The organism is Meiothermus hypogaeus (assembly GCF_003574035.1).
Lineage (GTDB): Bacteria > Deinococcota > Deinococci > Deinococcales > Thermaceae > Meiothermus > Meiothermus hypogaeus.
The window spans coordinates 23758-35997 of record NZ_QWKY01000032.1; the positions used below are offsets into that span (position 1 = coordinate 23758).

Consider the following 12240-nt stretch of genomic DNA (forward strand, 5'->3'; position numbering starts at 1 on the left):
CCACCGGTTTGGGACTCTAAAATACAGGTTGTGGTAGGGCCTTGCTTCAACCGAATGATGCGAATGTCCCGACGATAGCAGCGAGCAGGCTATCGGCGGGGCGCATATGCGCCCCTGTATTTTTGTAAAACCTTTCAAAGCCCCCAGCTCAAAAACCCCAAGAAGGAGTAACCCGTGAGCAAAATCTTTTACGAGACCGCCGCCATAGACTACGCCAATGCGGCGCCCCACATCGGCCACGTCTACGAAAAAATCATCTGCGACTTTCTGGCCCGCTTTCACCGCCTGGATGGCTACGAGACCAACTTCGTGACCGGCACCGACGAGCACGGCGAAAAAATAGCGCGTGCAGCAAAGAATGCCGGTCAGGAACCCCAGGCCTTTGTCGATTATGTCTCAGAGCAGCTTTTCCAGCCTGCCTATAAGCGCCTGCTGATCAGCTACGACGACTATATTCGCACCACCTCGGAGCGCCACAAACGCTATGTGCAAGAAATACTGCGCAAGGTTTACGAGGCCGGCGATATCTACTATGCCGAGTACGAAGGGCTTTACTCGGTGGGCTCGGAACGCTTCGTAACCGAGAAAGAGCTGGTAAACGGCATCCTGCCCGGCGACTCGGAGCCGCCCATCCTGCGCAAAGAAGCCAACTACTTCTTTCGCATGGAGAAATACCGCCCCTGGCTGGTGGAGTACCTGCACGAGCACCCCGAGCTGATCCAGCCCCAAGCCTACCGCAACGAGGTGCTGGAGATTCTCAAGGAGCCCATCGGCGACCTGTCCATCTCCCGTCCCAAAGACCGCGTACCCTGGGGCATCCCCATTCCCTGGGACGAACACCACGTGACCTATGTGTGGTTCGATGCCCTTCTGGCCTACGCTTCCTCGCTGGCGAGCCGGGGCCTTTTTGAAAAATTCTGGCCCCATGCCTGGCACGTGATCGGCAAGGACATCCTCAAACCCCACGCCATCTTCTGGCCGACCATGCTCAAAAGTGCGGGTCTGCCCATTTACAAGCGCCTGGTGGTGCATGGACACATCCTGGCCATGGATGGGCGCAAGATGGGCAAGAGCCTGGGCAACGCCATTGACCCGCTGGCCCTGCTGGACAAGTTCGGGGTGGATGCGGTGCACTATGCGCTGCTGCGCGATACCACCCTGGGCTCGGATAGCCCCTTCGGGGAGGAAGTGGTGGTACAGCGCCTTAACAGCGACCTGGCCAACGACCTGGGCAACCTGCTTTCGCGGGTACGAACCATGCTGCTGAAGTACTGTGGGGGGGTGATCCCCGCCCCCTCTGCGTCCGATTCTGAAATTGCCAAAGCCGGCGTGGCCCTGGCCGAAAAAGTGCGCAAGGAGGTGGACGCCCTGCGGATTCACCTGGCTTTAGAGGAGGTTCTCCAGTATGTGCGGAGCCTCAACAAGTTCGTCAACGACGCCAAACCCTGGGAACTGGCCCGCGACGAGCGCCGCAAGAAAGAACTAGAAGATGCGCTCTACACGGCAGTGGAGGGGTTACGCATTGCCAGTGTGTTACTGGAGCCGGCACTCCCGACCAAGGCCCGGGAATTGCGGGTAGCCCTGGGGCTCGGCGATTACACCATTGCCCAGACCGAAACCTGGGGGCTTTCACCAGCGGGTACTCAGATTCCGCAGGAAGCGCCCATCCTTTTCCCCAAGCTCGAGGTAGGGGCGCCCAAAGCCGAAGGCTCCAAGTCGAAAGCCGCATCTTCCTCCGAACAGCAAGCTGCCAACGGGCAGATCGGTATAGATGAGTTTGCTAAGGTGGACTTCCGGGTAGCCGAGGTCATCAAGGCCGAAAAACACCCCAAGGCCGATAAGCTGCTGGTGCTAACCCTGAATGTGGGCGACCACACCCGCCAGGTGGTTTCGGGCATTGCCCAGTACTACACCCCCGAGAGCCTGGTGGGCAAAAAACTGGTGCTGGTGGCCAACTTGAAACCGGCTGTTTTGCGTGGGGTGGAGTCGCAGGGCATGATTCTGGCTGGCGAAGACGCCGAGGGTAAAATTGTGGTGGTGAGCCCGGAACAAGACCTGCCACCGGGGGCTAAGGTACGCTGAAAAAGCCGATAGTCGATGGTTTATAGCCGATGGTGGAAACATGTCTGGTTATGGACTGTTGACCATCGCCCACTGATCGTTATTGCGCACTTTCCAGGTCGGGCCGCAAGCGCACCGCCTCGCGTAAATACACGTGCTTGACCTGTTTTTGGGGGATCTCGGTGTTCCAGAGCATCATGACCCGAATCACCCTGGGCAAAGCACCCGGCACCGGAATTTCACGGGAATTGATGAGCGGAACCATCTGCATCCCGAGCTGCCGGGCGGCCTCGGCAGGGAAAGCGGCCCGTAGGTCGTCGGTCAGGGTGAAGAACATGGCCCCGATGGTGTCGAAATCGGTGATCTGGTTTACCTCGAGCATCTTTTGCAGTAGTTCCCGCGTAGCGCCCAGAATTGCCTCACGGGTATCCTCGTCTACTGTTATGGCACCTCGAACCCCTCGCATCATCGTGTGCGCGATTTTATCCCAGCTTGCCCTTCCCGCCTAGACCTGCTATAGTGCATGAGTTGACAGCACGGCAAAATCCGTGCTCAGGAGAGTCTATGAAAGAGAAAATTCACCCCAAGCTGGTGCCTTGCAAAATCATCTGCAACGGCGAAGTGATCATGCAAACCTATAGTACCAAGCCCGAGATCCATGTCGAGGTATGGAGCGGTAACCACCCCTTCTGGACCGGACAGCAGCGTTTTGTGGACACCGAAGGTCGGGTTGAGAAGTTCCAAAAGAAGTTTGCTGGCACCTACGGCAAGAAAGCCGCAAAGAAGCAATAATCGCCCCTGCGGTCTGCCAGGCGGGCAGTCGCTCGCCTGTTTTTTTTAGAGCACCCCCTCCCTGTCGTTCGGTGAAAACGCGTCGCCCTTTCCGGAGCGAATCTAGTATCAGACCACCAGCCACTGCTGCCGCCACTCTTCCACCCACTCGCTGTAGTAGCCGGCCATGAAGGTTTGGGAAGGGTCTTCAGCTCCGGGGAAGGGGTAGCTTTGGGGCTCGAGGTCGCACACCCACTCGGCGCGGGGGTCGAGGGTGTAGACCCCGCCGCAGCTTTGCACGCTGTCCTTCCAGCCCAGAGCCCGGCGTAGTTTTTCGATTGTTTCCCAGAGTGCTTTGCGGGGGTTTTTGTTGGCAGGGTCGCTCAGGCGGTCTAGGAGCAACTCCAGGCTGGCCTTGTTGCCGTTTACCAGCAAAAACACCAGTAGCTCACCCGCCTTGCTTATGGCGGCAATGGGTACCCGGCGGCCATTTACCCGCACCTCGAGCCGCCCAAAAGGCTGTACCTCCACCCGGTAAGGCGTTGGCTGGATGTCTAGCCCCACTTGCTTTGCCAGCGCCGGAAAGCAGAGCAGTTCCTCTCGCACCCACAAGCTTTGTGGACTTAGGCCGGTCAGGATGGTTCGGGCTTGATGCTCGCAGCCCTGGAGCCGGCTCAGCTCGGCCTCTACTACCCTAAGCACCATCTGGCCGCGTTCGCCCAGCTTTCCCGCTTGCAACAGACCACTGAGGCGCGGGAGACTCTCCGCAACACTTTTTTGCTCGCCCAGCATCAGTCGAACAGCAGCCAGGTCGGCCTCGAGCCATTCCTCGGGCTTGAGTTCCCAAGCCTGAATTAGTTTGGAAAAGGCTTGCTCCACATGCCCCATCAGGCGCAGGGTGTGCCCCCAGCCCCACAGCGCCAAGAGCCGATCCTGGGTATCGCCAGCTTCCTTGAAGGCACGCTGGTAGCTGTGCAGCGCACGTTCCCATTCCCCCAAGCTACGTCGCACAGCGCCCAGGCCCACCAGGGCCCGGGCCCGAAACTCTCTGGCGGCCTCCTTGCGACTAACCCTATAGGCTTCCAGCAGGTGCTGCTCGGCCTTGTGGGGTTGGTCGTGGAGAAGAGCAGAGCCCAGGCTGTGGTGGGCCCAGGCCAGGTAGTAGGGGTCACGCTCGAGGTAAGCCAGAGCTTCGGCCCAAGAAACCAGGGCCGCGGGTCGCTGCCCTCGGTGGTTCAGGAACCATCCCCGGTCTAGCAGCATGCGCCCCAGAGCGGTGCCTTGCAGGTGGGCCCGCGAGCCGTCGAAAACCTCGAGCCAGCCAGGGTCTCCTGTCCAGAACAGTGCCTCGCCCTTGCTCCGATAGAAGATGCTCCAGTCCATATCGGTGGCCGGAGTAGCGTTTTCTAAGGTTTGCAAGGCCTCTTGGTAGCACCCCAGCCGAACCAGGGCCCAAGCCTGATATACCCAAAGAGCGGCTTCTGGGGAGTGATTGGAAAAAAATTGCAGGATTTCATCGGGCCGACGGGCACGGCAAAGGGTTTGAACATAGAGCCGCGCCGCGGTGGGGTTGTGGTTATAGGCCAACGGCAGGCGTCGCAATCGCTCCAGCAAATCCAAAGCCTGCTGGTAGGTCTGACACTGTTCAAAAACGTTATTTAAGAGCTGCAAGGCGGGCTGATCGTGCCCAGCCTCGAGCATGGCTTCCAAGCCTAACCAAAACTCTTTGGATAGCGGCCTAGACACCTCGATATCTTACCGCTCCGATGCAGCCAAGGAAGCAAAAAATGCCCCTGGCCCCTACCCTCCGCTACCCAGCTTGGGCTGGTCACCGTCAGCAAAGGGGCTGGGTTGAACCGGCTTTGCTGCCAGTGGTGCTGTCACAAGCAACAAAAGCAGCAAAACCATAGCTCCAACCCAAGAGATTTGCTTAAAGCCGATAGCCTCGATGCCGGGGTTATGAAGTTTCTTTTTCATACCCCCAGCCTTGGGCCGAGGCCTGCACGGTTTGTGCAGGGTGGTGTAACCTATGCCCTAAGAATCTGCGCGAACCCCAAGCAAGCACCAAAACCCAGGGGGGTTCGCGCAAGCCGAGAAATCGGCTAGGGGACATTGAAAACTCGTTTTTTCTTCACCTTCCCCCACCCTGCGTCGGAGGCCTTTTTGCGGGGGTTCGCGCAAACGGCCCCTTGAACCCTGTCCAGCACGCACGCTAGAATGAGGCCGTTGCACTCGGGCGAAAGCTCGAGTGAGGATTGAAACCTTATCTACCCACTCACTCAGCAACAGATGGTAATGGTTGCACTCGGGCGAAAGCTCGAGTGAGGATTGAAACCAATGTCGAGTGTGATGGTTACCTCTCCAAGCTCGTTGCACTCGGGCGAAAGCTCGAGTGAGGATTGAAACATGCGGGCACGGACTGGCGGGCTCTGGTCACACTGGTTGCACTCGGGCGAAAGCTCGAGTGAGGATTGAAACCTTAGACAGATAAGCTACAGCCCCATCTCGGGAGCGAGTTGCACTCGGGCGAAAGCTCGAGTGAGGATTGAAACACCGGCGTGACCCTCTGCTGAGTCACGCCTATGACAGTTGCACTCGGGCGAAAGCTCGAGTGAGGATTGAAACCTTTCCAACCCCGAGACAGCAGCGTCAAGGCCGCCCGTTGCACTCGGGCGAAAGCTCGAGTGAGGATTGAAACCGAAGTGCGGGGGTGGCGGTATGCCTAATCCCCACGTTGCACTCGGGCGAAAGCTCGAGTGAGGATTGAAACGTTCTAGCGCCAGTGCTAGTGCGCCAGTAGGGCTAGGTTGCACTCGGGCGAAAGCTCGAGTGAGGATTGAAACGAGGTGCTCCGGGAGCTTCCCGGCCTGGACCTGAGCGTTGCACTCGGGCGAAAGCTCGAGTGAGGATTGAAACCGGGGTAACGGTGTCTCTTTTCCCCGCCACAGCGTGTTGCACTCGGGCGAAAGCTCGAGTGAGGATTGAAACTTGAAAAGCTTGGAAGAAGCCCTCAACGAACTTGCGTTGCACTCGGGCGAAAGCTCGAGTGAGGATTGAAACACGATCTCGTTGGGGCTCAGGAGGGTGGCCACGCGTTGCACTCGGGCGAAAGCTCGAGTGAGGATTGAAACATTTTCGTTTTCATCGTCTACGTGTAGCTCCTGCGTTGCACTCGGGCGAAAGCTCGAGTGAGGATTGAAACGAGCCAGCACCGCTTGCCCGCTCCGGGTTCGCGCGTTGCACTCGGGCGAAAGCTCGAGTGAGGATTGAAACTCGGCTCGGCAGTGGCCACAGCCACAGCGGTGCTGGGTTGCACTCGGGCGAAAGCTCGAGTGAGGATTGAAACTTGATGTTGGCGCACCTCTATGCCCTAACCAGGCGTGTTGCACTCGGGCGAAAGCTCGAGTGAGGATTGAAACATCGGGGGGCAATGTTCGCACGGCGTCATTGTGTTGCACTCGGGCGAAAGCTCGAGTGAGGATTGAAACTTCGTGGTCGCGCTCAGCCAACATCCTGAGCGTGGGTTGCACTCGGGCGAAAGCTCGAGTGAGGATTGAAACGCCGCCCATGAGCACATAATCGAGCACAGGGTGCGTTGCACTCGCGCGAAAGCTCGAGTGAGGATTGAAACTCATTGACGAAGCTGAAATGCACATGCCCACCCAGGGTTGCACTCGCGCGAAAGCTCGAGTGAGGATTGAAACCTCCGCACCTGGAAAATCCCCAACATCCCATGTTGCACTCGCGCGAAAGCTCGAGTGAGGATTGAAACGTCTACTTTGAAGCCTGCCCAAGCACGCTTGTTGAGTTGCACTCGCGCGAAAGCTCGAGTGAGGATTGAAACCCAGAGGCTGGCTGGGCCTCTATCAGGCGCAGGAGGTTGCACTCGGGCGAAAGCTCGAGTGAGGATTGAAACCCTCGTTCGGAACCTGGCTTGCGCCGCCGAATCCGGTTGCACTCGGGCGAAAGCTCGAGTGAGGATTGAAACGCCGCCATGTTCGAGGATTCGGTACACGTCGAAGGCGTTGCACTCGGGCGAAAGCTCGAGTGAGGATTGAAACTCACTCAGGACTACAAGTCCTACCGCTGACGCCTGCGTTGCACTCGGGCGAAAGCTCGAGTGAGGATTGAAACGATGTATTCGCCCACCCGCTTGTTGAAAAAGATTGCGTTGCACTCGGGCGAAAGCTCGAGTGAGGATTGAAACCAGCGGATCTTCTTCTCGCCATCCTTTTCGTACTGTTGCACTCGGGCGAAAGCTCGAGCACACAAAAAGTAACGCTTGTGGGCTAGGGAGGGGAACCCACAAGCGCTTCTTTACCCCCACTAGGTGGGTTGACTCATTTCTACAGCATGTAAATGCTGTTGAATAGGGAAAAAAGTCCTGCTTAGGGCTTTTGTAGCGTCTGGGCCAGGGCTAACTGCCCCAGGGCTATTCCACCATCGCCCGGTGGTACCGCTCGATTCCAGCAGACCTCTAGACCCTGCGCCTGTAGTCCTGCCAAGGCTAGGCCGTGAAGCAGGCGATTTTGCCACACCCCCCCTGAAAGAACAACGGTGGAGTAAACATAGCGCTTGCGCAAGGTACGCGCGGCGTCTACTACGGAGGTGGCCAAAGCAGCGTGAAACTGCCAGGCAACCTGTTCTTTTGGAGCACCTTTCTTCAGATCAAGGAGGAGGCCCTCGAGCAAGGGTCGATAGTCCCACTCGAGCAACTCTTCTTGCAAAAGCGGAAGCGAAAAACGGTACTTTGAAGGGGCTGGGCAAGTGCGGGCCAGTTTTTCTAACCACATGGCGGCCTGCCCCTCGAAATCTTGCCGGGTATGGAAGCCCAGCAAAGCGGCTGCCGTATCGAACAAACGTCCCATGCTGCTGGTGAGGGGAATGGGCAGCCTGGAACGTAGCAAACTTTTTCCTTGTTGTACGGCTTGTTCCGGTAGCAGGGTCTCCCAGCCCGAAAGATCCCTTAAAAAACCTACTGCGGCCTGGGGCGGGAATGTGGCTGCAGCGTCACCGCCCGGCAGGGGGGCGTAGTGCAGATGGGCCACCCGCTTGAAGCCCTGGTTCAAAGAGCCATAAAGTACCTCCCCACCCCAGATGGCCCCATCCAGGCCCAGTCCGGCGCCATCGAAGGCAAAGCCCAGCACTGTTTCGTCCCAACGCTGGTGCTCGGCCAGCACCGAGGCGATGTGGGCCTGGTGGTGCTGCACGGCTTGCTTGGGGCCGGGGAGTTCTGCGGCGTACTGGGTAGAGGGGTAGTCGGGGTGCAGATCGTGCACAACCAGGGCTTGCTCCAGGCTCACCTGGAACATCTGCGTTAGATCTCGGACGGTTTGCTGGAAGGCCAGGCGGGCTTCCAGTTCATCCAGGTCGCCGATGTGCTGGCTCACGAATACCTGGCCCCCGCTGCACAGAGCAATGGCGTTTTTGAGCTGGGCTCCCAGGGCCAGGATGGGTCGTTGAAAACGCTCCGAACGCAGAATGGGGGCGGGGGCAAAGCCTCGAGCCCGGCGCAAAAGCATGGGCTTGCCATCGGCCAGCGCTGCAATGGAGTCGTCTACCCGGCGGGCGATGGGCCGCTCGCCCACCAGGAAAAAATCGGCCAGGCCCTCTAGAAAACGCAAGTCTTCGTCGCGGTAGACCATGGGTTCGCCCGAGCGGTTGGCGCTGGTCATGACCAGTAGGGGAGGGGCACCCTCGGCAAAGAGCAGGTGCTGTAGGGGGGTGTAGGGCAGCATAAGGCCCAGGTCGGGGCTGCCGGGCGCGAGGGCTTCGGGTAGGGGAACCGGGCCCTTGGGGAGTAGTACTATGGGGCGCTCGAGGCTCTTCAGCAGGTGCAAAGCCGCCTCGTCTAACAAGACATGGCCGCGCAGGGCTTCGGTGTCCTTTGCCATGAGCGCGAATGGCTTGGCGCGGCGCTTTTTGCGGGTTCTCAGTGTCTCGACTGCTTGTGGGTTGGTTGCGTCACAGGCCAGGTGGTAGCCCCCCAGCCCTTTGATGGCCAGAATCTGGCCCTCGCGCAGGAGCCGTGCGGCTTCTGCAATGGCCGGGTGTCTGGACGCAATGGGTTCCATCCTGGCGTTCCGCAGATGCACCTGCGGGCCACACACCGGGCAGGCGATGGGCTGGGCGTGAAAGCGGCGATTGGTGGGGTCGTGGTACTCGGCGGCGCAGTCCGGGCACATCTCAAAAGCCCGCATGGTGGTGTGGGGGCGGTCGTAGGGCAGTTGCTGGATGATGCTGTAACGCGGGCCGCAGTTGGTGCAGTTGATGTAAGGGTACAGGTAACGGCGATTTGCGGGGTCGAACAGCTCCTGCAAGCAATCTTCACAGAGGGTCAGGTCGGGGGAGATGAGGGTGGTGATGGGCCCGCTGGCTGCACTCTGAATAATGGTGAAGCCGGGGGGCAAGCCGCCCGAACGTCGCTCAACAAGGTCAATGCGCTCGATCCGGGCAGCAGGTGGGGCCTGTTCGCGCAGGGCTTGCACAAAACTCGATAAGACCTCGGGCGTGGCCGAAGCCTCGATGAGCACCCCCTCGAGGTCGTTGCGTACCCAGCCCGAAAGCCCCAGCGCCTGGGCCAGCCGAAACACAAAGGGGCGAAAACCCACGCCCTGCACCACCCCGCGCACCCGCAGGCGCAGCGTTTGCAGGTGGGGTTGGTCGAGGGGGTCTGGCACTGTTGCTACTCCTGAACTAGGGCAAGCGAAGCTTCGTTGCTAGTTTACGCCGGGCTCGAGGGGGTTCCAACTCTTCCAGCTCTCTGGGGGTGCATTCCCAAAGCGAAGCAAAGCCAGCCTGCGAACATCTGCTTGGATGCCCCGGTCTTGTCAGAATAAAAGCGGACGATAAACTAAAGAGCGGGTCTGCCGGGATGGCGGAATGGTAGACGCTACGGACTTAAAATCCGTTGCCCGCAAGGGCGTGTGGGTTCGAGTCCCATTCCCGGCACCATGCTCAGAACACCAATATTTAAGGTTGTGCCTGGTTCAAACTTTTGGGCCTGCTTGCAGGATGTTTGCATTTGCCTCTCCCAGCAGCACCTCGAGCCCTCCCCGCCACCTCGAACCAATGGTATCTGCCCGCGAGCGGGCCGATCGCTAGCAGGTGTGGGTCGAGGTCAGCACACCAGCACGGCAAGTTTATGGTGGTGTTGCACGCGCTCATCTGGCGGCTGCTGCACGACCCTACACGCCGTCATGCGTATGTGACCTACGCCGCCCAGTTCGCCCGCGACCAGATGTACTGGGCGGCCTTGCTGGCGCACCAGGTGGAGCTCACGCCCAAGAGTGAGTCTCTGGAGCGCTGGTACACGGGGCAGGGGGGCGGGGTGGTGGCTACCGCTATCGGCGGGCCCTCACCGGCTACGCCGTGGGCGGGGTGCTGGTGGTGGACGACTACGTGAAAAACTGTCAGGAGGCGGAATCGACAACGTGCCGCGAGCGCACCTGGGCCTGGTTCGCGTGAACCGACCTGACCCGCGTTCACCCCGGCTCGTCGCGCTTCGACCACCGCCGCATGGACGGGGCGACGGTGCCCATCGGGGAGCCCTTCCTCACTCCGGCAGGCTCGAGGCTGCGTTATCCCGGTGACCGCAGCCTGGGGGCTCCGGCGGGGGAGGTGGTGAACTGCCGGTGTACGGTGGTGAGGATGGTGCTCGTGGGTACGCTGAAGGGCGTGGAACAGGAGCAAATTCAAATTGGCGTGCACGTTCTCGCCTCCAGCAGCGTGTTGTCACGTAGCAAGACCAAACAGGTATTCCGCGCCATCAACACCGCAGGGCTGGAAGGGTTTTTGCGAGAACACCCTCTGGCTCGGTTGGATGTGGTAAGGGTCCAGGTAGTAGGGGGCCGCCAAATTAACGGGGAGTATGACGAGCAGACGCAGGAGTTGTGGATCAATGCGCGCAGGAGCGAACGGACCTTTGCCCAGCCGTTCAAATTGGGGGCAACTCCCACCGTATCCGCTTTGGCCCCTACCCTTTTAGCGGCCATCCAACGCAGCTTGATCCATGAACTAGCACACCACGTGTTCAGCCGAAAAATCTTCGCCACCCCACTTGAAGGCGCTGTTATAGAAGCTGCTAAACTGGGCACACCGCTCACGTTCCGCGCCTCGGTGGGCACCAAGGAGTATTTCGCGGAGTGTTTCGCGGCATATACCTACGAACGTGACCTGCTCCAAAGGCATGACCCTGTTGGCTATGCTATGATCAGAAAGGTACGAGAGGAGTTGGGTTTACCATGACCCTTGCCCATAACCGCCCACGCCCCCAAAAGGCCGACTTCGAGCGGCTCAAAAAGCTTTACCTTGAGGTAGAGGAGCTTCGTGCTGCGGGCAGGTGGGACCGGGCGGCGTTTGACCGGTTGTGGCCTCAATTCCTGGAGGCGGTGGGGGACGAGGGGGACGAGCTCGAGCCCCTGCTGGTGCATTCGCCCCGTGAGTGGTACGGCGAGTACGTTCGGGTCGAACGGGGTCCCGAACTCGAGCGCCTGTAAGCGCCTTAACCCAAGACCGCCATGTCGGAGAGCTTCGAGGAATGGAAAGTCGCTGCGCCCCAGGAGCATTACCAATACCTGGTGCGACTGGGCTTTTCCGAGGCCGAGGCCGGGGCCATTAGATGACGACTTTGAGCCGATTGCTCAGGCGCTCGAGCGTATTTTTGAGGAGCGAGGATGGCTAAGACGCAAGTAAAGGCCACTTGGGACCCGAAGCGGGTCTTCGACGCCGCTGACCCCGATCTCACCGAGGAAGAAGCCGTTGCGGTTTTGGTGGAGGTGTTCGGTTACTCCGAAGGGGCAGCTTGGCAGGAAGTAAGTCGGGCTCGGGGCGGGAAGACCAAGCCTGAGCTGGCATCGCCTAAAAAACGTATCGCCCGGATGATTTAATGGGCTGAGGTTGGGATGGTTGAGGTCCCTAAGCTAGATCTTTCTGCGTTTGAATTTGAAGACGGAGTGGATTACCTCGTCGAAGAACTCGAGGTGCCGGAAAGCGTGGCCCGTCAGATGATGGCTGCCGCCAAAGGTGAACTCGAGTCGTTTGCCCAAACGCACAGTTTGATGAGCAGGCCCACAAAATGATGGGTGTGAGGGACTGACATGGCTGCTACGCTAACAAAAATCGATTGGGTTCGGATGCGCCAGCTTGCCGCAGAGGTCGAGCAGTTAAAGACCTTGGGTAGATGGACGCTAGCCGAGTACCGTCGGATCAACCGTGAGGCTGTGGCCGCAGGTGGCGACGCTCCCGGTGCTCGTGACTGGCTGCTGCAAGAAGCTGACCCTGGGTGTGTCCTGGATTTAGGCAACTAGGCTGCAGTAGGGAAAGCGCCGTGTCGGACGGCGTGGAAAGGTGTGACGGGGCTGTAGGAGAAGAACCGCGAACGGACCAGGGCCTTAGCGCTCGCTCCGG

At 59.4% G+C, this 12240-nt stretch carries 10 protein-coding genes, 1 tRNA gene and 1 CRISPR repeat array; of the genes, 8 read left to right on the forward strand and 3 right to left on the reverse strand.

Features of this window, described 5'->3' with window-relative positions:
• The first annotated feature begins 174 nt into the window (after positions 1-174).
• Positions 175-2082, forward strand: a complete 1908-nt coding sequence (metG, locus tag Mhypo_RS09690) for a methionine--tRNA ligase (RefSeq protein ID WP_119341092.1) — start codon at positions 175-177, stop codon at positions 2080-2082.
• 79 nt (positions 2083-2161) lie between these two features.
• Here metG and aroH read toward each other — a convergent pair whose 3' ends face one another.
• A complete protein-coding gene (aroH, locus tag Mhypo_RS09695; protein ID WP_119341093.1) occupies positions 2162-2530 on the reverse strand; it encodes a chorismate mutase in 369 nt (122 codons plus the stop codon).
• Between the two features lie 95 nt (positions 2531-2625).
• Between aroH and rpmE the strand changes: the two genes are divergently transcribed.
• Complete coding sequence (rpmE, locus tag Mhypo_RS09700) at positions 2626-2853, forward strand: 50S ribosomal protein L31 (RefSeq protein ID WP_119341094.1); 228 nt, start codon at positions 2626-2628, stop codon at positions 2851-2853.
• A gap of 108 nt (positions 2854-2961) precedes the next feature.
• Here rpmE and Mhypo_RS09705 read toward each other — a convergent pair whose 3' ends face one another.
• The gene (locus Mhypo_RS09705) at positions 2962-4578 is read right to left on the reverse strand and encodes a tetratricopeptide repeat protein (protein WP_240637184.1); all 1617 of its coding nucleotides are present in this window, start codon (positions 4576-4578) and stop codon (positions 2962-2964) included.
• A gap of 479 nt (positions 4579-5057) precedes the next feature.
• A CRISPR array of direct repeats spans positions 5058-7039; the repeat unit is 37 nt; unit sequence GTTGCACTCGGGCGAAAGCTCGAGTGAGGATTGAAAC.
• Between the two features lie 181 nt (positions 7040-7220).
• Positions 7221-9512, reverse strand: coding sequence for a carbamoyltransferase HypF (hypF, locus tag Mhypo_RS09710; RefSeq protein ID WP_206074911.1), 2292 nt, complete (start codon positions 9510-9512; stop codon positions 7221-7223).
• A 188-nt stretch (positions 9513-9700) separates the two neighbouring features.
• Here hypF and Mhypo_RS09715 point away from each other — a divergent pair.
• The 6 genes from Mhypo_RS09715 to Mhypo_RS18120 all read left to right on the forward strand — a co-directional run bounded on the left by Mhypo_RS09715 (position 9701) and on the right by Mhypo_RS18120 (position 11912).
• A tRNA-Leu gene (locus tag Mhypo_RS09715) sits at positions 9701-9786 on the forward strand.
• A 190-nt stretch (positions 9787-9976) separates the two neighbouring features.
• Positions 9977-10237 carry a hypothetical protein gene (locus tag Mhypo_RS09720; protein ID WP_119341095.1) on the forward strand — a complete coding sequence of 87 codons (261 nt, stop codon included), beginning with the start codon at positions 9977-9979 and terminating at the stop codon, positions 10235-10237.
• 245 nt (positions 10238-10482) lie between these two features.
• Positions 10483-11079 carry a hypothetical protein gene (locus tag Mhypo_RS09725; RefSeq protein ID WP_170148265.1) on the forward strand — a complete coding sequence of 199 codons (597 nt, stop codon included), beginning with the start codon at positions 10483-10485 and terminating at the stop codon, positions 11077-11079.
• The gene (locus tag Mhypo_RS09730; RefSeq protein WP_119341097.1) at positions 11076-11330 is read left to right on the forward strand and encodes a hypothetical protein; all 255 of its coding nucleotides are present in this window, start codon (positions 11076-11078) and stop codon (positions 11328-11330) included. Before Mhypo_RS09725 ends, Mhypo_RS09730 begins: the two co-directional genes overlap by 4 nt.
• 177 nt (positions 11331-11507) lie before the next feature.
• Positions 11508-11720 (forward strand): hypothetical protein, encoded by a 213-nt coding sequence (locus Mhypo_RS09735; RefSeq protein WP_119341098.1) that lies wholly within the window; start codon positions 11508-11510, stop codon positions 11718-11720.
• Between the two features lie 15 nt (positions 11721-11735).
• Positions 11736-11912, forward strand: coding sequence for a hypothetical protein (locus Mhypo_RS18120; protein ID WP_170148266.1), 177 nt, complete (start codon positions 11736-11738; stop codon positions 11910-11912).
• Positions 11913-12240: the final 328 nt, after the last annotated feature.